General features: G+C 69.3%; 24 protein-coding genes. 9 read left to right on the top strand and 15 right to left on the bottom strand.

Features of this window, described 5'->3' with window-relative positions; all coding sequences use genetic code 11:
• Positions 1-39 precede the first annotated feature (39 nt).
• The gene (locus AWB89_RS14980) at positions 40-507 is read left to right on the top strand and encodes a GbsR/MarR family transcriptional regulator (protein ID WP_085100957.1); all 468 of its coding nucleotides are present in this window, start codon (positions 40-42) and stop codon (positions 505-507) included.
• On the top strand, positions 504-1,331 hold the full coding sequence (locus tag AWB89_RS14975) for a class I SAM-dependent methyltransferase (protein WP_085174681.1): 828 nt from the start codon (positions 504-506) through the stop codon (positions 1,329-1,331). Before AWB89_RS14980 ends, AWB89_RS14975 begins: the two co-directional genes overlap by 4 nt.
• 6 nt (positions 1,332-1,337) lie before the next feature.
• Here the strand turns inward: AWB89_RS14975 and AWB89_RS14970 are convergent, their stop codons facing one another.
• From AWB89_RS14970 to AWB89_RS14950, 5 genes are all read right to left on the bottom strand, one after another.
• The gene (locus AWB89_RS14970) at positions 1,338-2,330 is read right to left on the bottom strand and encodes an alpha/beta fold hydrolase (RefSeq protein WP_085100963.1); all 993 of its coding nucleotides are present in this window, start codon (positions 2,328-2,330) and stop codon (positions 1,338-1,340) included.
• Between the two features lie 205 nt (positions 2,331-2,535).
• Positions 2,536-3,804, bottom strand: a complete 1,269-nt coding sequence (locus AWB89_RS14965; protein WP_085174679.1) for an amidohydrolase family protein — start codon at positions 3,802-3,804, stop codon at positions 2,536-2,538.
• A gap of 123 nt (positions 3,805-3,927) precedes the next feature.
• Positions 3,928-4,701, bottom strand: a complete 774-nt coding sequence (locus AWB89_RS14960; protein ID WP_085174677.1) for a class II aldolase/adducin family protein — start codon at positions 4,699-4,701, stop codon at positions 3,928-3,930.
• On the bottom strand, positions 4,688-6,310 hold the full coding sequence (locus tag AWB89_RS14955) for a class I adenylate-forming enzyme family protein (protein ID WP_085174675.1): 1,623 nt from the start codon (positions 6,308-6,310) through the stop codon (positions 4,688-4,690). The genes AWB89_RS14960 and AWB89_RS14955 overlap by 14 nt, the downstream gene beginning before the upstream one ends.
• Before the next feature lie 49 nt (positions 6,311-6,359).
• Positions 6,360-6,674, bottom strand: a complete 315-nt coding sequence (locus AWB89_RS14950) for a hypothetical protein (protein ID WP_085174673.1) — start codon at positions 6,672-6,674, stop codon at positions 6,360-6,362.
• A 98-nt stretch (positions 6,675-6,772) separates the two neighbouring features.
• On the opposite strand from AWB89_RS14950, the gene AWB89_RS14945 reads away from it, so the two are divergent.
• From AWB89_RS14945 to AWB89_RS14935, 3 genes are all read left to right on the top strand, one after another.
• Positions 6,773-7,270 carry a hypothetical protein gene (locus tag AWB89_RS14945; RefSeq protein WP_085174671.1) on the top strand — a complete coding sequence of 166 codons (498 nt, stop codon included), beginning with the start codon at positions 6,773-6,775 and terminating at the stop codon, positions 7,268-7,270.
• A gap of 59 nt (positions 7,271-7,329) precedes the next feature.
• Positions 7,330-7,677, top strand: a complete 348-nt coding sequence (locus AWB89_RS14940) for an SHOCT domain-containing protein (RefSeq protein ID WP_085100981.1) — start codon at positions 7,330-7,332, stop codon at positions 7,675-7,677.
• 89 nt (positions 7,678-7,766) lie between these two features.
• Positions 7,767-8,660 carry an alpha/beta fold hydrolase gene (locus AWB89_RS14935; protein ID WP_085100984.1) on the top strand — a complete coding sequence of 298 codons (894 nt, stop codon included), beginning with the start codon at positions 7,767-7,769 and terminating at the stop codon, positions 8,658-8,660.
• Here AWB89_RS14935 and AWB89_RS14930 read toward each other — a convergent pair.
• Positions 8,657-9,397 (bottom strand): SDR family oxidoreductase, encoded by a 741-nt coding sequence (locus AWB89_RS14930; RefSeq protein ID WP_085100987.1) that lies wholly within the window; start codon positions 9,395-9,397, stop codon positions 8,657-8,659. The two genes, AWB89_RS14935 and AWB89_RS14930, sit on opposite strands and share 4 nt — an antisense overlap.
• Before the next feature lie 46 nt (positions 9,398-9,443).
• Here AWB89_RS14930 and AWB89_RS14925 point away from each other — a divergent pair, with 46 nt between their 5' ends.
• Complete coding sequence (locus AWB89_RS14925) at positions 9,444-10,316, top strand: DMT family transporter (RefSeq protein WP_085174669.1); 873 nt, start codon at positions 9,444-9,446, stop codon at positions 10,314-10,316.
• Here AWB89_RS14925 and fadD1 read toward each other — a convergent pair.
• The 9 genes from fadD1 to AWB89_RS14880 are packed head-to-tail and all read right to left on the bottom strand — an operon-like array spanning position 10,313 to position 19,346.
• A complete protein-coding gene (gene fadD1, locus AWB89_RS14920; RefSeq protein ID WP_085174667.1) occupies positions 10,313-11,905 on the bottom strand; it encodes a fatty-acid--CoA ligase FadD1 in 1,593 nt (530 codons plus the stop codon). The genes AWB89_RS14925 and fadD1 overlap by 4 nt on opposite strands.
• A complete protein-coding gene (locus tag AWB89_RS14915; RefSeq protein ID WP_085174664.1) occupies positions 11,902-13,512 on the bottom strand; it encodes a flavin-containing monooxygenase in 1,611 nt (536 codons plus the stop codon). The genes fadD1 and AWB89_RS14915 overlap by 4 nt, the downstream gene beginning before the upstream one ends.
• The gene (locus AWB89_RS14910) at positions 13,509-14,474 is read right to left on the bottom strand and encodes an alpha/beta hydrolase (protein ID WP_085174662.1); all 966 of its coding nucleotides are present in this window, start codon (positions 14,472-14,474) and stop codon (positions 13,509-13,511) included. Before AWB89_RS14910 ends, AWB89_RS14915 begins: the two co-directional genes overlap by 4 nt.
• A 29-nt stretch (positions 14,475-14,503) precedes the next feature.
• Positions 14,504-14,905: a Zn-ribbon domain-containing OB-fold protein gene (locus AWB89_RS14905; RefSeq protein WP_085174722.1), complete on the bottom strand. Its 402-nt coding sequence runs from the start codon at positions 14,903-14,905 to the stop codon at positions 14,504-14,506.
• Positions 14,906-14,910: 5 nt separating this feature from the next.
• Positions 14,911-16,113: a thiolase family protein gene (locus tag AWB89_RS14900; protein WP_085174660.1), complete on the bottom strand. Its 1,203-nt coding sequence runs from the start codon at positions 16,111-16,113 to the stop codon at positions 14,911-14,913.
• The gene (locus AWB89_RS14895) at positions 16,110-16,556 is read right to left on the bottom strand and encodes a MaoC family dehydratase (RefSeq protein ID WP_085174658.1); all 447 of its coding nucleotides are present in this window, start codon (positions 16,554-16,556) and stop codon (positions 16,110-16,112) included. The genes AWB89_RS14900 and AWB89_RS14895 overlap by 4 nt, the downstream gene beginning before the upstream one ends.
• Positions 16,557-16,563: 7 nt before the next feature.
• Entirely contained in the window at positions 16,564-17,064 is a 501-nt protein-coding gene (locus tag AWB89_RS14890) for a MaoC family dehydratase (RefSeq protein WP_085174656.1), read from the bottom strand.
• Positions 17,057-18,178: an acyl-CoA dehydrogenase family protein gene (locus AWB89_RS14885; RefSeq protein WP_085174654.1), complete on the bottom strand. Its 1,122-nt coding sequence runs from the start codon at positions 18,176-18,178 to the stop codon at positions 17,057-17,059. The genes AWB89_RS14890 and AWB89_RS14885 overlap by 8 nt, the downstream gene beginning before the upstream one ends.
• Complete coding sequence (locus AWB89_RS14880) at positions 18,168-19,346, bottom strand: acyl-CoA dehydrogenase family protein (RefSeq protein WP_085174652.1); 1,179 nt, start codon at positions 19,344-19,346, stop codon at positions 18,168-18,170. Before AWB89_RS14880 ends, AWB89_RS14885 begins: the two co-directional genes overlap by 11 nt.
• A gap of 239 nt (positions 19,347-19,585) precedes the next feature.
• Between AWB89_RS14880 and AWB89_RS14875 the strand changes: the two genes are divergently transcribed.
• From AWB89_RS14875 to AWB89_RS27540, 3 genes are all read left to right on the top strand, one after another.
• Positions 19,586-20,155 (top strand): carboxymuconolactone decarboxylase family protein, encoded by a 570-nt coding sequence (locus AWB89_RS14875; RefSeq protein WP_085174719.1) that lies wholly within the window; start codon positions 19,586-19,588, stop codon positions 20,153-20,155.
• A gap of 2 nt (positions 20,156-20,157) precedes the next feature.
• Positions 20,158-21,141, top strand: coding sequence for an SMP-30/gluconolactonase/LRE family protein (locus AWB89_RS14870; protein ID WP_085174650.1), 984 nt, complete (start codon positions 20,158-20,160; stop codon positions 21,139-21,141).
• 125 nt (positions 21,142-21,266) lie between these two features.
• On the top strand, positions 21,267-21,431 hold the full coding sequence (locus tag AWB89_RS27540) for a hypothetical protein (RefSeq protein WP_169716602.1): 165 nt from the start codon (positions 21,267-21,269) through the stop codon (positions 21,429-21,431).
• The last annotated feature ends 60 nt before the right edge of the window (positions 21,432-21,491 follow it).

Raw genomic sequence — 21,491 nt, 5'->3', positions numbered from 1 at the left:
CTTACGTTAAGTACATACTTAACGAACTAATCGAGGCCCATGTCACCGGAAGAGTCGGAGTTCGTCGACCGCCTCGGGCTGTTCTTCGAGCTGCTCGGCGCCACCCGCACCATGGGCCGGGTCTACGGGTGGCTGCTGATCTGCGATCCGCCCCAGCAGTCGTTGACCGAGCTGGCCGCCGCGCTGTCGGTGAGCAAGGCATCGATCAGCACGGTCGCCCGCCAGCTGCTGGAGGGCGGCATGGTGCAGCGCTTGCCGAGCCCGAACCGGCAACACCTCTACCGGGTCACACCGGGCGGGTTCACCAGCGTCCTGGAAACGCAGCTGTCGCTGATGCGGCTGGGCATCGAGCCCGCCGATTTCGCCCTGTCCATGCTGGGAGAGGACCGCGCCGAGCAGCGGCAGCGTGTCGAGGACTTCCGCGATTTCTGCGAGTTCTGCACCCGGGACTACCGCGACCAGCTGATGCGGATGTGGAACGAATACCGGGAGGGAAAACAGCGATGACTCGGACGGGCATGGTCGACTTCAGCGAGGTGCGGTGGGGTTCGGTGGAGTGGACGAACCTGTGCACCCTTTACCTGCGGGCGTACGAATGCGGTTCGCCGGCACCGATTCTCGACGACAAGGCGGCCGCCGAGGCGGTGGGCCGCATCGACTACGACTGGGCCCGGATGCGGCGCGCCTCGTGGCCCAGGTCCAACCAGTACCTGGTCACCATGCGCGCCAAACAGTTCGACGACTGGAGCGCCGCCTTCCTGCGCCGCCATCCGGACGCCGTCGTGCTGCACCTCGGGTGCGGCATGGACACCCGGGCCTTCCGGCTGGATCCGCCGGACAGCGTGCGGTGGTTCGACGTCGACCAACCGGAGGTGATCGCGTTGCGGCGCAAGCTCTACGACGACGCCGACGGTTACCGGATGATCGGCTCGTCGGTGACCGACGGGGCGTGGCTGGACGAGGTGCCCACCGATCGCCCGACGCTGATGGTCGCGGAGGGCCTGCTGATGTACCTCACCGGGCCCGAGGTGCGCGCGCTGCTGCAACGCGTCACGGATCGGTTCCGCGGCGGCGAGCTCGCCTTCGACACCGCCTCGGCGATGGCGCCGCGGCTGTCCAAGGTGCTCACCAAGGGCATCACCAAGTGGGGCATCGGCGACGCGCGCGAGATCGAGCGGTGGAACCCGCGGCTGCGCTTCCTCGAGCGGTCCCAAGTCGGGGCGCTCTACCAACGAATACCGTCGGCGCCGCTGCGGCTGCTGTGGCGGTTGGTCAACGCCACCCCGATGGGCAATTACGACGTGCTCAATCGCTTCGCCTTCGGAGCGTGACGGCCGTCAGCTGGCCAGGCTGGGTTCGGACAGCGCCGGCATCCCCATGACGCGGTCGATCGCCGCGCCGACGCACCGCGGGTGCTCGCCCAGAAGCATGTGCCCGGCGCCGGGGCGATGCAGGTGGGTTGCGTCCGGGATGCCCGCGGCGATGTCCCGGGCGTGCTCGGCCGGGGTCGTTTTGTCCGCTCCCCCGCTGATGACGATCGTGTTGGCGACGATGGAGGCCAGCGCGGCGTACTGGTCATAACGCTTCAGGCTGGGCAGGAATCCGGCCGCGGTCGTCAACGACACCGAGCGGATGGCGGAGGCCGTGAGTGCGGCGGCCCCGCCGCGGTCGGCACCGGAAAGCTTGAGCACACCGTCGAAGACGGGCCGCACCACACCCTTGATCGCCTTGTCCGTCGCGCGCCGGGGCAGGTGGTGCACAAGGTCGAACACGAGCTCCGTCGCGCGGCTGCCCAGCAGGCGGCCGAGTCCTCGCTCGGCGAGCCGGCCCGCGGCGGTGGCGACCAGGACGAGGCCCTGCGGCTCCACCGGACGTTCGGCGGCGGGACGGCCCAGGTATGCGAGCGCCGTCATGCCGCCCATCGAGTGCCCGGCCAGCGTGAGCGGACCGTTCACGCGCAAGATGGTCAGGACGTCGGCAAGGTCGGCGGCGAGCCGGTCGATCCGGTACGTGTGCATGTCCGCACCGGTCGAAGCGCCATGGCCGCGGTGATCGTAGGTGATGATCCGTATCCGGTTGCCCCACTGCCGCTTCAGGTGGCGAACCTGCAGTTCCCAACTCGCCTGGGTCAGGCAAAGACCGTGCAGCAGGACCACGGTGTGGTCGCGACCGGTGGGGTTGTGGTCCCGCACCGCCAGTCGCACGCCGTCGCTCGTGATGACCGTGCGCTCGACGTAGCCCTCGCGCTTCGCGTCCAAAAGCTGTAAAGACGCTTCGGTGGTCGCGCGATAAGCGTTGGTACCCGTAGTCAGTTCTGGCGCAGTGAACACGGCGGACTCCTGCTCGGTGCGATGTCGAGCGGCTCCCGACACCCTGTTGCATCCGAAGCTACGGATCCGCGCCGGCGTTGACTCGCTTGTGCGCAATAGCCACGCAACAAGCGATTTTGAGCTTTTGCGCATTGTGCTCAGGACGGGGCGCCGGCCATTTCTTCGGCGTCACACCGCCATTCGGTATTGGTGGGTTACGGCCGCGTCAGAACGCCTCGGGATCCCGTTGAACCTCGACCGGCACCGGGTGGCGATACAGGCGAGACGCGTTCTCCCAGCTGAATTTCCGGATCACGTCCGACGGGAGATCGCCGATCTGTTCGTGAATCGTCTGCTGGGTGTGTGGCCAGGTCGAGTCGCAATGCGGGTAATCGGCTTCCAGCATGATGTTGTCCACGCCGATCCGGTCGCGCTGCACGAACGACGACTTGTCCTCCACCGCGCAGAACCAGAAGTTCCGGGTGAATACCTCCGCGGGAGTGAGGCTTTCGCCGAGCGCCTGCCAGGTGCCGTACATCGCGTGATAGCTGAGCATGTGGTCGAGGCGGTCGAGCAACCCAGCCACCCAACCGATCCCGCCCTCGGACAGGCAGATTTTCAGATCGGGGAACCGGCTGGGCAGCCCGGAGTACAGCCAGTCGACCGCGGCCGAGATGGCGTAGGCGAAGAACAGCACTCCCTGCACGTCAGGTGGCGCGTCGTCGGTGGTGGACGGCGACGACCCGGACGAGCCGATGTGCAGGTTCACCACGGTGCCCGTCTCGGCGCACGCGGCCATCATCGGGTCCCAGTGGCCGGAGTGAATGCTCGGCAGCCCGAGCATCGCCGGGTTCTCGCTGAACGTGACCGCGTGAAAGCCGCGTTCGGCGTTCTCATGGATCATCTTCGCGCCGAGCTCGGGGTCCAGCAGCCAGGGCAACTGGCAGGGGATGATGCGTTCGGGGTATGACCCCGCCCAAACCTCGAGGTGCCAGTCGTTCCAGGCGCGCACGGAGGCCAGCGCCAGGTCCCGATCCGTGGTCACCTGTTGCAGCCGCTGGCCGGCGAAGCCCGGCAGGAAGGACGGGAAGTTCAGCGACGCGTAGATGCCGTTGAGATCCATGTCCTTGACGCGCTCGTGGATATCCCATGCGCCCCTGCGCATCTCGTCGAACCGGACCGGCTCGAATCCGTACTCCGCGACGGGCCGCCCGACCACGGCGTTGAACCCGACGTTGGGCAACTCCCGGCCGTCGTAGACCCACGTCTGTCCCCCGTCGCCGGTCTCGACGACCCTGGGGGCGCGGTCGGCGAACTTGCGCGGCAACCGCCCGGTGAAGGTGTCCGGCGGCTCGACGATGTGGTCGTCGACCGAGATCACGGTGTAGCGGCGGGGCGCCCGGGGCGGATCCGGCAGGAATGTGACGGAGCGCTGCTCGCCGGTCTTGGCCGTGGTGAAGTTAAGGTCACCGGCCAGCTCATCGATCGATTTCACTCGTCAATCTCCTTGCGGCGCTGGGCTTTCGAGTGTGCAACCACGGCTCTGGGGGTGAGCCGGCGGCGCAGCAGCCCGGCGTGTCGCCGCCCTGCGCGCACGGTCAACGACCGCGTTTCACACTCAGGTGAGCACATCGGGGTCCGCCTTGATGGTCATCCGCGCCGCCCCCGCCCAGTACACGTCGGCGGCGCGTTCGATCAGCGACCGCTGCATGCCCGCCATGTCGGACCAATTCATCTGCACCGGGTCCTTGCCGGTGAGCATGACGTCGTAGGCCAGCTTGCATACCCGCTCGATCGACGCCGCCCGGTAGACGGCCTCTTGCAGGTTGCGGCCGGTCGCGATCACGCCGTGGTTGGCCAGAATCGTGAGGTTGGCGCCGCCGATGCGCGCGGCGAGCTCCGCGGCGCGGGTGGGGCTGTCGATTTCCCCGTCGTACGTATCGACGAGGCACAGGTCGTCGAGGTACAGCGAACCGGTCTGGTGCACCAGTTCGGGGAGCCTGCCCAGCGCGGCCAGCACGCACACGTAATACGGGTGATTGTGGATGACCACCCGGGCGTCGTCGCGGACCCGGTGCAGTTCCGTGTGAATGTGGATGGCCGGGGTGACATCCCAGCGACCGCGCACCACCCGCGCGTCGCCGTCCACGACGCAGATGTCCGAGGCGGTGAGCTCCTGCCACCACAGTCCCCACGGATTGACGAACATGTCGGTTTGGCCGTCGGGCTGCCAGGTGATGTGCCCGGCCATGTTCTCCGCGAACCCGATGGCGGCCAGGTGGCGGAACGCGATGGCCAGCGCCTGTTCGTCGGACAGCTCGACGCCGATCGGGGGCACCACCGACGGCGCCCACACCTCGAGACCACCCCGCCGTGCGTCAGGAGCGTTCATGATCGGCCTCCATCCTGGCTCGAATATCCTCGCGGAGCAGGCCCTTGGCGACCTTGCCCCCGGACGATCGGGGAAGTTCATCGACGACGATGAGCCGTTCGGGCAGCAGTTCCTTGGAGACTCCCAGCGCCAGCAAATGATCGACGAGGCCGGGCAGGTCGAGGGTGGCGGAGTCGACGAGTTCGGTATAGACACAAACCTTTTCGCCGAACAGCGGATCGGGCATCGCAACCGCCGCCGCCACCGCGATCGCGGGGTGGGTCGAGACGGTGTCCTCGACCTGCGTCGCGCTGATGTTCTTGCCGCCGCGCAGGATGAAGTCGGAGGTACGGCCGGTCACGGTCAGGTAGCCCTCCGCGTCGATCTCGCAGAGGTCGCCCATGCGCATCCAGCCGTCGGCGGTGAAGAGCTTGTCGTGGTCGGTGCCGCCGAGATACCCGAGGCTGGTCGCCGGGCCCCGGCAGGCGGGCTGGCCGCGCCCGGTCTCGGTGACGTCCCGGTCCCCGTCGAAGAGCCGTACCGCCATTTCCGGAACGATCCGGCCGCCGGTGCGCAGGCGGCGCTCGCGTGGGTCATCGAGCGTGGTGGCGCTGAGCATCCCGGTCTCGTTGGAGCCGTAGAACTGCAGGATCTTCGCGCCGGTGAGCTCCTCGAATTCGGCGGCCGGCCGGTACGGCAGCGCCTCGCCGCCGGCGAAAACGACGCGCAGCGAACTCAAGTCGTGCTCCCGGCTGGCCGGGTCGGCCATCAGCATCGTCAATTGCGTGCTGACACAACACAACACGGTCACCCGGTGTCGCGCGATCGCCTCGCACGCCGCGCGGGCGGTGAACCGCTGCATGATCACCGCGGTGGCACCGAGATAGATCGGGGTGGTGTGGCTGGTCCAGAGGCCGAAGCCGAACGGCGTGGGAATCACCGGCAAGAAGACGTCATCCGGCGTCAGCGATCCGTTGGCGACCGCCTTCTGGTGGAAGTAGTGCCATCGGTTCTGGGTGTGCACGACGCATTTGGGCAGGCCGGTCGTCCCGGAGGTGGAGTTGATGAGAAAGACGTCGTCGGGTCCCAGTTGGGCGTCCGCCTCCAACGCCCTGGGCCGCGTGCGCGTGTCGAGTCGCAGCGCGCCGGGACCACCGTCCACGATCAGGGTGGACACCGAGGCTTCGCCGGCCGCCTGCGCCGCGGTCGGGCCGCGCTCCGGGTCGCTGATCAGGATCTTTGGTTGCGAGCTGCTCAGGATCGCGGCGACCTCGCGGGTGCCGGCGCGGGCGCCGATGCCGACGACGACGGCGCCGCACCGTTCGATCGCGACGAAAAGCACGTGGATGGCGGTGGAATCGCGGTGCCACACCGCGACCCGATCCCCGCGCCGCACACCGATCCCGGCCAGTTCCTCCGCCAGTTTGCTTGCCGCATCGTCGAATTCACGCCAGCTCAGCGACGCGCCGAGATCGTCGACGTACGCGCGACGATCCGGCCCCGATTCGGCGTTGCGGCGCACCGCGTCCGACAGGGTCGTATCCGACCACCAGCCGGCGGCGCGAAACAGGGCCGCATCCTCATCGGCGAACGCCGGCGAGCCCACGGTATCCAGCCCACCGACGCTCATCCCTGAATGATAGGAAAACCCATCGCCGTTTAGGCGGGAACTCCAGTCGCTACGGATTCTGCGGGGCCGGAGCGTTGTGCTGGTTGGCGCCGGCGTTGCCCGGGTGGGCGTGCGGCGTCGGGCAGGTGCGGTGCGGGATGCAGCCGCAATTGAGGCCGACGATGCAGGCGCCCCCGCCGACCGGCTGCACGGGTATGGCGCCGCCCCCGGCGCCGCCGGTTGCCGACCCACTCGACGAAGGGCTCATTGCGCTGCTCAGCGGCGCGCCGGCACCGGCCTGCGCGCCGACCGTGCCGAACCCGACCGCGAAAACCAGGGCCGCGCCGCCGCATACCGCGGCCGCCCTGGCTTTGCCATTCGTCATGGCTATCAACTGTAAGTTGCGGTCGCGGGATGCGCACCGCGACACAGGGTGCTTTAGTCAAACCCGATGCAAGCTGCCAGCACGGGAGGCGGTCGCGAATGCGGACCACGCGGATTGCCGGGCTTTGGCCCGGGCTGCTCAGCGGCGCGGCCGCGGGAGCGGCGGGCACCACCGCGCTCGACGTGATCACCTACCTGGACATCGCGGTGCGGGGCCGGCCGACCAGCACGACGCCCGAACGTACCGTCGAAGCGATGTCGAGGCTGTTCGGCGTGACGGTGCCGGGAACCGGCGACGTCCTGGCCAACCGGCTCCTCGGCCTCGGTGCGCTCACCGGGTATGCCGCGGGCATCGGGATGGGCCTGATCCTGGGGCTGGCCTACGCGCTGGGATGGCGCCCGGGCCTGCTGCCGGCCACGCTGGTCGCGACGGCGATCGCCCTGATCGGCACCAACGGGCCGATGACCGTGCTCGGGGTGACCGACCCGCGCACCTGGGGCGTCGTCGGGTGGATCAGCGATCTGATCCCGCACCTCGGGTACGGGGTGGTCACCGCGCTGGTGCTGCACTACCTGTACCGCAGTTGGGATCGGTAGCGGCCGTCGCGTCGTCCACTTGCGAGACGAACTCTGGGATCGCAAGGAGGAACCCGCGAATGAAGACCAAGGCCGCCATCCTGCTGTCCGGGGCGCTGGTCGCTGTGTTGCTGCTGTTGCGCTATTTCGCGTTGAGCCGAGCCGGCCTGTCCTCGGGGTGGATGCTCTACCTCGGCCTGCCGATCACCGCGGCGGGCGTGCTGTTCGCGCTGCGACTCATCAACCTCGGCGCGGAATGGGGCGCCGAGGACACGGGGCGGCCCGCGGACCCGATCTCGCTTTCGTATCCGGACCCACCGGTGCCGGTTTCCGAGCGCTTCAGGGAACTCGAGGCGCTGCGCGCCGCCGGCGCCATCTCCGACGCCGAATACACCGCGCGGCGCCTGCACATCACCTCCGAGCAGTGACGGACACGCCCACCCATCGCGATCGCTGATCGCGGCCATGCGTAATCGGGATCGCGTTACGTCCGTGCATGAGGGTAGGACTAGGGGGCATGACCACCACCGAGATCGCCCGGTTGCTCGAGCGGTACCGATCGTCGGGTCGCACGTTCAGCGCCGACGGGATCTCGTCGTTCGCACTCGACTCTGCTCATCAAGGGGGCCCGCGGGATGCGCCGGCGGTGCTGTGTGTGCATGGCGTTCCCGCGTCGGCCTACCTCTACCGCAAGGTGATCCCGGAGTTGGCCGCGAGGGGGTTGCGCGGCATCGCGGTCGACCTGCCCGGGCTGGGATTCGCCGGGCGGCCCGCCGATGCCGATTACAGCTGGAGCGGACTCGGCCGCTGGCTGCTCTCGGCGATCAACGCCCTACAGCTCGACCGGTTCCATCTCGTGCTGCACGACATCGGCGGCCCGATCGGTCTCGAGGTGGCCGCCGCGGTGCCCGAACGGGTTGCGTCGCTGACGCTGTTGAACACGATCCTCGAAGTGTCGTCCTTTCACCGGCCATGGCCGATGGAGCCTTTCGCGCACCGCGGCGTCGGCGAGGCGTGGCTGGCCTCGATGCGCGTGCCGGGCGCCTTCTCGTCGATCATGCGGCTCGTCGGGGTGAGCCGGCGGGTTCCGGCGGCCGAACTCGCATGCTGGTTGCCGCTGCTCTTCGGCGACGACGGCGGGCGGGCGTTCCTGAAAATCATGCGCGGCTTCGAACTGACCGCCGCAAAAGAGCGGCGCTACCTTGACTCGGTCCGCGACACGCCCTACCCGGTGCAAATCGTGTGGGGCGCGCGCGACGCGATGCTTCCGTGGCGCCGTTACGGCGTGCAGGCCCAGCGCGCCACCGGCGTAGCGGAGCCAATCCTCCTGCCCGCCAAGCACTTTCTGCAGGAGGACTACCCCGGGGAGATCGCCGAGGCGGTGAGCCGCATCGCGCACGAACGGCGCTAGCCCTGGACCGTAGGACGAATGACGATCTCACCGATCTCGACGTCGTCGGGTTGCTCGATAGCGAAGGCGATGGCGCGCGCGACCGCCGCCGGCGGCAGCCCGACGGCGCTCATGGTGCTTCGGATTTGGTCGCGCAGGGCCGGATCGTCGATCGAACCGTCGAGTTCGGTGTCGACGAAGCCCGGCGATATCGACGTCGTCCGGATCACGCCGTCGGTCGACTCCTGACGCAGCCCTTCCATGACGGTCCTGACGGCATTCTTTGTGGCCCCGTACACCGCCATGGTGGGCACGATTCTCAGCCCAGCAGTCGACACGGTCGTCACGAAGTGGCCGCCACCTTGGCGACGAAAGACCGGCAGGGCCGCCGCGATGCCGTGTAGCACCCCGCGCAGATTGACGTCGATCATCGCCGACCAACCGTCGACGTCCAGGTCGGCCACCGGACCGATCTTGCTGATCCCGGCGTTGCCGACCAGGACGTCGAGGCGACCGAATTGGTCGGCTGCCGTCCCGACCAGGCGCTCGAGATCCTCGCGGCGCGTGACGTCGGTCGGACACGTGACCGCGCCTCCCCCGCGGGCGCGGATCTCGCGGGCGATGTCGTCGAGGCGCTCGTCGCGGCGAGCGCCCAGGACCACCTGGGCGCCCCGCTCGGCCAGCAGCCGCGCGGTCGCCTCGCCGATCCCGCTGCTCGCGCCGGTGATCGCGACGACCTTGCCCTCGACGCTGTTCATCCGAGAAATCCCTTCGTGCGCCCCGTGGGCGGGGCCGAATCCGTCGATGTCTCGTATTGTCTCCCCTGTGCTGATCGGCTTCCTGCTCGCGCTGGGTTGCTCGACCTGTTACGGCACGGCCTCGGTGTTGCAGGCCGTCGCTACCCGATCGGTGGAAGCCGCGAGCAGATCTGGCGTCGACGCCGTGCTGCTGATGCGCGCCGTGCGGCAGTGGCGCTACATCGCCGGCATCGGTCTCGACGTCCTCGGGTTTGCGCTCCAGGTGTTGGCGTTGCGTTTGGTGCCGATCTATGTCGTCGCCGCGGCGCTGGCCGCCTCCATCGCGGTCACCGGCATCGTGTCCGCGTGGGTGCTGTCGGCACGGCTGTCGCGGGCCGAGTGGACGGCCGTCGGGGTGGTCTGCGTGAGCCTGGCCGCGCTCGCCTGCGCGGCCGGACCGGGCCACTTCCGGCGCGCGCCGGCCGGGCTCGGCTGGGGGCTGATCGGCGTGGTCGCCGCGATCTTCGTCGCCGGCGCCGCCGCGGGCCGGCTGCGCGATCGCGAACGCGCGCTTGCCCTGGGGTTCGGCGCCGGGAGCGGCTTCGGCGTCGTCGAGGTCGGGGTGCGGCTCATCGAGGTGATCGACCCGAGCAAGGCCGCCTTCTACACCAACCCGGCCCTCTACGCGGCGGCCGGTGGCGGCGCCGCGGGATTCCTGTTGCTCACCTCCGCCCTACATCGCGGGTCGGTGACCACGACGGTGGCCGCCATGGTCGTCGGCGAAACGATCGCCCCCGCGCTCGTCGGAGTGGTGTGGCTGGGCGACAGCGCCCGCGACGGTCTCGGCTGGTTGGTCGTCCTGGGATTCGTGGTGGCGGTGTCCGGAACGCTGGTGCTGGCCCGGTTCGGCGAGGCCCCCACTCCGGCCGAGGCCGGTTAGGGCGCCTCGACGGCGTAGCTGGTGCCGCGCGGCCGGCGCGCCCACAGCGTGCCGCCCTGCGCGTCGACGCCGGCCGCGATCAGCTCCCGTTTGAGGATCTTGTTGGTGGCCGTGACCGGCAGGTCGTCATTGATGCGCACATAGCGCGGCCACGCCTTCGGTGACAGGTCGGGTTGCGATGCGAGGAACTTCTCCAAATCCTCGGGCTGCAAGGTTGTTCCGTCGCGCAGCACGAACGCCGCCATCACCTGATCGCCGACACGCTCGTCGGGCACGGCGTAGACGGCGACCTGGCTGACGTGCGGCAGCCGCTCGAGGACCCGCTCGATGGGCGCCGCGGCCAGGTTTTCTCCGTCGACCCGCATCCAGTCGGCCGTGCGACCGGCCAGGTAGATCCAGCCGTCGGCGTCGCGGTACGCCAGGTCGCCGGACCAGTACATGCCGTGCCGGATGCGCTGCGCCGTCGCGGACGGATCGTTGTAGTAGCCGGTGAACGGGCCCGCGCCCTGGGTGTTCACGAGTTCGCCGACCGCGTCGTCGAGGTTGGTCAGGGCGCCGTGTTCGTCGAATTGCGCGACCGCGCACTCGGTCAGCGTCCGCGGGTTGTAGATGCTGACCCCGGGGTACGGCTTGCCGATCGACCCCGGCGGGGCGCCGTCCTCGCGGACGACGATCACCGCGAACTCGCTGGAGCCGAAGCTGTCGATGACCCGGCATCCGAAACGCCTTGCGAATTCGTCGATGTCGCGATCGGTGGCCTCGTTGCCGAACGCGACCCGCAGCGTCGTGTCGGCATCGTCGGGGCGTTCGGGGGTGGCGAGGATCAGCGCGAGGGGCTTGCCGACGTAGTTCACGTAGGTCACCTTGTGGCGGCGCACGTCGTCGATGAAGCGCGACGGCGAGAACTTGGCCGGCACCATGGTGGCGCCGCTGCCGATGGCGACGGCCCACCCGGCGGCGATGCCGTTGGAGTGAAACAGCGGCATCGCCAGGTAGCAGACGTCGTCGGCGGTGACGTCGTACTGGAAGATCAGGCTGGCCCCGCACATGATCGCCATCCCGTGCGCGAACCGGACGGCCTTAGGGTCGCCGCTGGTGCCGGACGTGAAGATCATCATCAGGGTGTCGGCGGCGGTGACCTCGCGGTGGGCCACGAGTGGCGGCGCCGCGGCCACCGCGTCGGCATAGCGCCGTGACCCGACGTCGATCACCTGAATTCCGTTGAGATCCAACCCGTCCAGAAGCCCCGAGTGCTCGCCGTCGACGAGGAGGAGCTGGCAGTCGGAGCGCCGGATGTCGGCGAGCAGACCGGCGCCGCGGCGGGTGGTGTTGATGCCGCACAACACGTAGCCGCCCAGCGCGGCGGCCGCCATGGCGCGCAGCATCGCCGGCGAGTTGGTGAGCAGGGCCCCGACGTGCAGCGGACGCGCGGGGTCGGCGAGGTGGATCAGCGCGGCGGCCTCGGCCTCGGCCTCGGCCAGGTGTTGCCGCCACGTCCAGGTCCGCTCGCCGTGGGCGATCGCGGTGCTGTCGTCGTTCCTGCGCCGCCGCAGGAGCTGCTGAACGGTTTCGGGTCCCGGTTGGCTCATCGCGCGGTCAGGACCAATCCGGCGTAGTTCTGCTCGGCCACCGCCTCGCAATGCCGGCGGTACGTGCCGAATCCCCCTGTGTAGGGCATGAATACGCGTTTCTTGCCCTCGATGTTGGCGCCCAGGTACCAGGAGGACGCCGCCTTGGGGAACAGCGTCTGCTCGGCGGCCTGTGCGACGTGCTGTGTCCAGGCCTCGGCGGCGTCGCGACGTGGCTCCACCTCGCTGAGGCCGAGCCGGCGTGCCGTCAACATCAGCTCGATCACCCAGTCGACCTGCACCTCGGCGTGCAGCACCATGTTGGCCAGCACCGACGGGCTGCCGGGCCCGCTGATGGTGAACAGGTTCGGCAGGCCCGGGACCATGAGGCCGAGGAATGTCACGGGACCGTCGGCCCAGATGTCGCGCAGCCGGTCTCCCCGGGGCCCGCTCGGGTCGATGCGGGTCAGTGCGCCGGTCAGCGCGTCGAATCCCGTCGCGAAGACCAGGACGTCGCAGGGATAGGTCGCCGCACCGGTTCGCACGCCCTCGGGGACGATCGCGTCGATGGGCTCGCGGCGCAGGTTCACCAACCGGACGTTGTCGCGGTTGAAGGTCGCGTAATAGCCGGCGTCGGTGCAGATTCGCTTCGTCCCGATCGGGTGGTCGACCGGTATGAGGTCCGCGGCGACGACCGGATCGTGGACGAGCTCGCGGATGCGCTCCTCCGCGAACTCCCGCGCGATGTCGTTGGCGGCCTGGTCGGAATTCTGGTCGGGGAAGGTCTTGGCGAACAGCACCCCGCCCTCGCGCCAGCGCCGCCACAGGGCTTCGACCCGCTCGTCGGGGTCGGCGTCGAGCGCCTTCTTGTGATACGTGCCGTGCGGCGTGCCCGCGGACGCATAGGCCGACATCCGGCGTCGCTCCGGGTACTCCTCCCGGATCCGCAGCTGTTCTTCGGCCGACCAGGGGCGGTTGGGCATCGGGATGCTGTAGTTCGCCGAGCGCTGGAACACCACGAGCCGCTCGGCCTGGCCGGCGATGACCGGAACCGCTTGAATGCCAGACGAACCCGTGCCGATCACCCCCACCCGCTTGCCGCGCAGGTCGGGGTCCTCCCGGGGCCACGCCGCCGTGAAGTACACCTCTCCGGCGAAATCGTCGACGCCGGGGATGTCCGGGCGGTTCACCGCCGACAGGCAGCCCGTCGCGCACACCAAAAACTGCGCGGTGTGCGTCTCGCCGCTCCCCGAACCATCACGGGCATGAACCCGCCAGCCGCCCGCCGCCCGGTCGAATTCGGCCCCGGTCACGTCGACGCCGAACCGGTAGTGCCGGCGCAGATCGAACCGGTCGGCCACGTGGCGCAGGTAGGCGAGGATCTCCGGCTGCGCGGCGAAACGTTCGCTCCACGTCCAGCTCTGCTGCAACGCTTCGTCGAACGAGTAGGAATAGTCGACGCTTTCGACGTCGCACCGCGCGCCCGGGTACCGGTTCCAGTACCAGGTGCCACCCACGTCGGGGGCCGACTCGATGCCGACCACCGACAGGCCCGCCGAGACGGCCCGGTGCACGGCATAGAGCCCGGCGAATCCCGCGCCGATGACGACGACGTCCGTGTCGGTCATGTCGCCTCGCACCGGGCGAGGTCCAGCAACTCCCGCAGGTCGCCCCACACCAGTTCGCGCGCCGAGGTGGCCGGCGGGAACGACTGAATCGTCATGAAGCCGTGGAACAATCCGGGAAAATCGCGGTGCACGACTCGCACGCCCGCGGTGTGCAGGCGGCGCGCGTACTCGCATCCCTCGCTGTGCAACGGGTCCAGGCCGGCGGTCACGACCACCGCGGCCGGGAGGTCGGCGAAGCTGTCCGCGCGCGCCGGCGCCACCAACCAGGGCGGGTCGAAAAGCCGCTCGCCGCCGAGGTATTGACGCCAATACCACTGCATCGCGGCCCGGGTGTTGAAGTACCCGGTGGCGTAGCGGTGGTAGCTGTCCGTGCCGAACGAGGGATCGACGGCCGGGTACAGCAACAGCTGGGCGGCGGGCCGGGCGACGCCCCGTTCGCGGCACAGGATCGCGGTGACCGCCGCGAGGTTCCCGCCGGCGCTGTCGCCGGCCACCGCCGTCCGCGCCGCGTCGATGCCCAGGCCGTCGGCGTGTTCGATGACCCAGCGGTAGGCGGCGAACGCGTCGAGCGCGGCCGCGGGTGCGGGGTGCTCGGGTGCCAGCCGATAGGCGACGGACACGACGACCGCTTGGCTGCCGCGCGCCAGGGCCCGGCAGAAGCCGTCGTGGGATTCGATGTCGCAGAAGACGAATCCACCGCCGTGGTAGAACACGATGCCCGGGCGGTGTCCCGGGTCGCCGTGCGGATGGTAGATCCGCACCGGGATGGCGCCGGCGGGGCCCGGGACAATGTGGTCGATCGTGTTGCCGACGTCGTCGATGTTGGTGGCGGGGACCCGTCGCGTGGCGACCGCGGCGCGCGCCTCGGGACCGGTCATCGTCTCGACACGGGGGAATCCGGCGTCCAAGTCGCGCAACATCGCCTGCACCGTGTCGTCGATGGCGTCGATGCCATGGTCCATGTGCGCCTCCGGCCGCACCGTTGCGCCGGTCAAGCCGGCCGGTACTTCAGCAAGGTGATTCCGCTGTCAAGATCGTAGAACACCGGCGTCACCCGCATTCCGATTCGAATGTCGGCCGCGTCGACGCCCACCAACTCGGTGCTGATCCGTGGCCCGGCATCCCATTGCACCACCGCGAGCAGCTGCGGCACCGCGTCCGCCCACGGCGGCCCGGTGGGTCGGCGCGCCACGGTGTAGGTGTACAGCGTTCCCGCGCCGTCGATTTCGCGCCACTCCAGGTCGTCCGCCAACGTCCCCGGGGCGAGGGTGCGGGGGTAGAAGACGTAACGCCCCAGCGACGGCGAGTACTGCACGACGATGCGGCGCTCCGTCAGGCCGTCCCAGAAGGGCCGGGAGACCGGGGTGGGCTCGGGAACGGGATATTCGGGGATCACCGCTAGTCTCCCCGGATCAGCAGCGCGACCTGCTCGCTCATGATGCCGCCGTTGCCGGTGACGAACCCGGTGTGGCAGTCGCGCACCTGCGCGTCGCCGGCCCTCCCCATGATCTGGCGGGCCGCGTCCACGACGTGGTGCATGCCGCCGGCCATCCCGGCCTGGCCGAAGGACAATTGGCCACCGGCGGTGTTGAGCGGGAAGTCGCCGCGGTGGGTCAGGTCGTGGTCGGTAACCCAGGCCATGCCTTCGCCTTTGGCGCAGAAGCCGGCGTCTTCCAGGCTCATCAGCACCGTGATGGTGTAGCAGTCGTAGATCGACGCGACATCGACGTCGGTGCGGCCGAGCCCGGCCATCGCGAACGCCCGGTCGGCGGCGCGGGCGATCGGCGTGTGCAACAGGTTCTCGGCGTAGGTGGGGGTCTTGAACGCGATATGCTCCCCGAAGCCCTTGATCCACACCGGGCGGTGGCGGCCCCGGTGGGCGATGTCGGGATTGGCGATCAACACCCCCGCTCCCCCGTGCACCCGCATCACCGTCTCGAGCAGGTGGATCGGGTCGGCGATCATCGGGCTGGCGAGGACGTCGTCGACGGTGATCGGGGTGCCGTGGAAGACCGCGCCGGGATGCGCGCACGCGTTGGTGCGCTGGTCGACCGCGATCTTGGCGACGGCGGCGGGATCGTAGCCGAACTCGGCGGCGTAGCGCTGGGCAATCTGGGCGTAGGGAGCGTTTTGCCCCACGTTGCCGTACGGGATCTCGAATTCGGCCTGGGGTGACCCATAGTTGTTCGACGACGCCCCATACCAATTCGGGGTGGGTGGCGGCCGGCTTTCGGATTGCGGCTGCGCCGCCGACCCGGGCACCACCGCCAGCACCGCGTCGCAGATGCCGAGCTCCACGGCGGCCGCCGCCCGCCAGACCATTCCCGCCGAGCTGGCTCCGCCCAGGTCGACGCGTTCCCCGAAATCCAGGGCCAGACCCAGGTATTCGCACAGCGTGGCGGGCGCGAACATGGCCGATTCGGCCACGCCGTGGGTGAGCAGGCCGTTGACGCGTGCCGGGTCGACGCCGGCGTCCTCGATGACCAGCTTCGCCAGCAGCGCGTACTGGTCGAGGGTGAACCGGGGCGGCCCGCTCGGCCGCTTTTCGGCGGGCAGCTCGGCGATGCCGACGATGGCCGCCTCGCCGCGCAGCCCCGTCACGACGGCGTCCCGCGCCGGGGCAGCTCGACCGTCGCGGTTCCGGGCATCAGCACGGTGGCGTCGCGGCGCCCGGCGATCGCGAGATCCACCAGCCCCGAGCCGGTTTCGCTGAGGCGCTTGCCGGTGATCTCGCCACCGAAGCTCAGCGGCTGGCCGGGATACGCGACCGCCCGGTTCTGCACCGAGAAGGACACCAGGCGGCCGCGCCCACCGATCCAGTCGCCGATCGCGCGGGCCAGCAGCGCCGCCTGCAGCGGGCCCTGGACCAACACATCGTCGTAGCCTTCGACGGTGCGGGCCCACTCTTTGTCGTAGTGGATGCGGTGGCCGTTGTAGGTGGCGGCGCTGAAGAAGAAGAGCTGCGTCTCGTCGACGGTCACGGTCAGTGTTGGCATGTGGTCGCCGACGGCGATGTCGTCATAGAACACCTGCTGGTCGGTCATCGTGCTCCTAGGGACGGGCGATCATCGAGGTCGAGGCTTCGGCGAGCAGCTCGCGGTGCTGGTTGCGATAGACCGTGTGCCAGGTCACCAGGACGAATCGGCCCGAGCGGCCCTGCTTTTCGACGATGGACTCGATGGTGCGGATCATTTCGATCTCGTCGCGGTGGTAGGCCGGCAGGTGGAAGGTGAAGCTCTCGCCGCCGGCCATCCGCTTGGGGGCGCGGGGAAACGCGAGGCTGCCGGAGACGGCGCCGGAGGATCCGTCGGGCCGCAGCGCGTCGAGGTGCGTGACGCCGAGGACGGCGTATTGCAGGTAAAGCGGGGGGCAGATGATGTCGCGAAACCCGTTGGCGCGGGCGTATTCCGGATCGAACCAGAGCGGGTTGTGGTCACCCACGGCGGCCGCCCACCGCTGCCAATCGCGCAGGTTCACCTCGCCGCCGGCCGATGCGGCGACGGTGCCCACCCGCGCCGCCGATTCGGCGTCGATCAAAGACTCATCACTCACCGGCGCTCTCCTCCAAGGTTTCTTCCAGCCATGCCGCGGCGACGTCGCCTCCGCCGCCGAGCGTCGCGCCCAGCCGCGCCCGTTCGCTCCACAGGTGCAGGTCGGTCTCGGTGACATAGCCCATCCCGCCGTGCAATTGGTGGGCGTCCTGGGTGATCAGCCGGGCCGCGGTGGCGGCGCGCATGCGCGCGATCGCCGTTTCCCTGCTCGCCAGCCGGCCGCGCCCCAGCCAGAAGACCGCCGAATGCGCCGCCAATCGCGCGGCGGCCAGGGCGATGTGCATGTTGGCGATCAGGTGCTGCGCGGCCTGGAAGGACGCGATCGGGCGCCCGAACTGGTGACGCAGCTTCGCGTAATCGACGGTGCGGTCCAGCACCGCCTCACCGACGCCGACCAGGTCGACGGAGCCCAGCGCCACCGCCGTGTTCGCGACGCGCCGCAGCGCCGGCGGTTCGGCCTCACCCAGCAGCGCGCCGGCCGTGGCGAGCACGTCGTGGAAGCGCACGGTGAACGCCCGGTGGCCGCCGGCCATGGCCAGCGGCTCCGCGGTCACCCCGGCCGCGTGCGCGGCGACGGCGAAGACCAGCGTTCGCCCGGGGGCGGCCGCCGAGACCACGATGGCGTCGGCGACGTCGGCGTCGGCGACGTAGTCGGCGGTCCCGGTGAGGCGCCAGCCGCCGCCCGAGTCGGGTTCGGCCGACAGCGCCGGCGAGACGACCGCGGCGTCGCGGGCGCTCCACAGCGCCGCCGTGCCGCGAACGCTGCCGGTTGCCAGCGGCGGCAGCCATTCGGCCTTGGCCTCCGGCGACGCCAGCCGATCGATCGCCAGCGCGGCCGCCACGGAGCTGTGCACCGTGGTCGGGCACAGGGCGCGACCCGCCTCCGCATAGAAGACGGCGAGATCCGTCAGGGAGCCCCCGGAGCCGCCGTATCGCTCGGCGATGGCAAGCCCGAATATTCCTGCGTCGGACAACGCCTTCCAGAGGGCCGGGGTGGTTCGGTCGGCTCCGGGTTCGCGCAGCCCGCGCGCCAGGCCGACGGTGTCCTCCGCCGCGAGCAGCGCGCGCAACGTCGACGCGAACTCGCGCCGCTCGGCGCTGGGCCTAACGTCCATACGAGGGCATTCCGTGGCCGCGCTGGGCGATGATGTCGCGCAGCACCTCGTTGGTGCCCCCGCCGAAACGCATCAGCGGGGCGGCTCGGTACAGCCGTTCGAACTTGCCGGACAGCGGCGCGTCCTCGCCGCGATGGGCGAGCAGGCCGTCGGGGCCGAGCAGATCGAGCGCCAGGTCGGCGATGCGCTGGCGCAGCTCGCTGGTGAAGACCTTCTCCACGCTGACCTCGACGGTGGGAATGGTGCCGCCGTCCAGGATCGATGCGGCCTCGTAGCCCATCAGGGTGGCCACCTCCACGTCGGCCTCGGCGAGCGCCAGCCGGCGCCGCAGCGCCGGGTCGTGGGCGGGCACCGTGCCGTCGCGCCGGGGCCTTCGCGCGAGGCGATGCAGGTCGTCGACGGCGCGGCGCAAATCGCCCGCATTGGTCAGCGCGCCACGTTCCAGGTCGAGCGCGCCGGTGATGTAGGTCCAGCCCCGATTGACTTCGCCGATCAGATGGGTGACCGGGACCCGCACGTCGCGAAAATGCACCTCGTTGGTGCGGTAGCCCGACCACGCGTAGAGCGGGCGGATTTCGATGCCGGGGCTGTCGATCGGCACGATGATGACGGAAATCCCCTTGTGCCGCACCGCGTTCGGGTCGGTTCGCACGCACAGCCATTCGTGGGTGGCGCGCTGCGCCCCGCTGTTCCAGATCTTGGTGCCGTTGATCACCCAGTCCTGGCCGTCGAGCGTCGCCCGGGTGCGCAGGCCGGCCAAGTCGGTTCCCGCGTCGGGTTCGGAATAGCCCACCGCGCAGATCATTTCGCCCTTGGCGATCAGCGGCAGCCATTCGTTCTTGTTCCGCTCGGTGCCGTGGCGCATGATCATCGGCGCCACCGAGGTGACGGTCAGGTCGGGTCCGGGCACGCCCCAATATTCGAACTCGCTCATGAGCAGGTGTTGATGAACGGCGCCCAACCCGAGCCCGCCGTACTCGCGCGGCCAGTTGAGTCCGAACCAGCCCTTCGCGCCGATCTTGCGGCGAAATCGTGCCACCTCGCCGTCGGGCAGCTCCAGATCGTGCGCGGCGAGCTCGGCCCGCAATTCGGCGGTGACGTTCTGGTGGAGGAAGTCCCGAACCTCGGCCAACCAGGCGCGTTGCCCGGCGTCGAGTTCGAAATCCATTCCGGCAACCTAACCCCTCGGTGGGGCCGCGTCAGCGTAACGCCACGGCAAAATTCCGTGCGGCATTTCGCCCTGACGTCACGCCCGGCGTACCCACTGTTTGTGGGCCCGGTTCGACTGGCTGTAACCCAGGCCGGGTAGTGCTTGTCATGCCGGGCAATTCGGGCCGTGCCCGACGCGGACGCCTTGACGACGACCGCTTTCTCGTCGCACTGCAACGCTGGACCCTGGAGGCGGACATGAGCGATACACCCGATTTCGGCACGTTCGGCCGGTTCGTCGAAACACCGGTTGGAGAGATGTCGCCTCAGATGAGGGCGGCCTACGACGTCACCCGCAAATTGCGGGGGCTGGTTCCCGGGCCGCACAAGATTTGGCTCGCCAACCCCAGGCTGTCCGAGACGATCGTGCCGACCGGCGCCTACTTCCAGCGCGAGTCGACGTTGACGAAGGCCGAGATCGAGATCGCGACCAATGTCGTCAACGCCCATTGGCGCAGCGCCTACGCGAGCTACGAGCACGAGATCATCGGCGAACGCAGCGGGCATCTGGACCCGCGACGTGTCGAAGCGATCATCGCCGGACTGCCCACGTCTTTCGACGATCCCCGCGAACAGGTGGTCTACGAGCTCGCATCGGCGTTGATCGCCGCGCGCATCGTGCCGCTCGGCATGTACCGGCGCGCCAAAGAGTTGCTCGGCGACGCGGGCATCGTGGACGTCGCGGTCCTGCTGGGTTGGTTCACCATGGTGTGTATGACGCTCAACGCCTTCGATGTCCCGGCCGACGCCGAAGGCCTGGAGCAGTAAGCATGGCCCTTGCCCCGTTGCCCGCGGTCACGCTGACCCCCGTCGCGTTCTTGCCGCAGGGGCAGTTCCCGGAAAACCTCGCCGTGCGCGCCGACCAGTCGATCCTCGTCACGGATGTCGTGCACAAACAACTCTGGTGGGTTCCGCCCGCAAGGCCCGACGAGGTGGTCGAGCCTGTCCTGGTGCACACCTTCGATCATCCGGTCACAGGGATCGCGGAGGTCGCCCCCGACGTGTTCATCGTCTGCCTCACCGAGGGCTATACGACTCACGAATCGCATTTGGCGCGAATCGATCTCGCCGCGTGGACGCCCGGTGAGCCGATATCGCCGCAGGTTGTCTTCACGTTCGACGAGCGCGTCCGCGCGCTCAACGGCGCGTGCGTCCTCGGGCCCGACGTCTTGGCGATCGCCGACTGCTTCGCCGGGCTCATCTGGCGCGTCGACCTCAGCGACGCCGCCCGCGGGGCGACGGCCCGGGTCTGGCTGGCAGACGACACCATGGGCGACGACCCGGACAGCGGCGTGCCTCCCCCGCCGCAGCCGGGTGTCAACGGGGTGCGGTACGGCCCGCAAACCGGCCACCTGTACTACACCTCCACCGCGCAGCAGGTGTTCATGCGGGTGCCCGTCGATTCCTCCAGCCTCGATCCGGCCGGCCCGCCGCAGTTCGTCGCCGCCATCGACAACGCCGACGACTTCTGCCTCGACGAAGACGGCGGGTTCGCCTACGTCACAAGGCATCGGGCCAACACGATCGACCGGGTGCCGCTGACGCCGCGGCACGGCAGCGAGGTCCGCCACATCGCCGGCGACCCGTTCGACGAAACCCTCGTCGGGCCGTCCAGCGCGGCATGGGGGCGCGGCCCCGGTGATCCTGGCCGCGTCGCCTACGTGACGACCGACGGCGGCACCACGGCTTCGCCGGACGGCATCAACCGGCGGGCCGCGCTGCTGCGAGTCACGTTGGATTACGTTCACCGCTGAACACCCGGATGTAAAAACGCTGTCAATCTCCCGTAAAAACGCTTCGCCGCCGTCGCGGATGCGGGCCCGTGCTGCGAAAATTTTTTGCAGACAGTTTCGCTCGGCCCCTCGCTTAGGAAGACGTCATGCCCACCCTTGAGACCCGCCTCCGTCAGGAGTTGCACGATTGCGCCCTTGAGTTACGGCAGCTCGCCTATACGGTGCCCAACGGGGTGGGCGAACACGCGCTGCTGCAGCTGTCGGACCGGATGCGGGCCGCGGCCGAGCAGGCGGTCCGCAAGGGGGCCTAGGTAAGCATCGAGTGTGCGCCCAGTGCTTTGAGTGTGCGTCTGGGGCGAGGATTTCGCGAT

The organism is Mycobacterium paraense, assembly GCF_002101815.1.
GTDB classification, from domain to species: Bacteria; Actinomycetota; Actinomycetes; order Mycobacteriales; family Mycobacteriaceae; genus Mycobacterium; species Mycobacterium paraense.
This window is presented reverse-complemented; position numbering and strand designations above follow the sequence as displayed.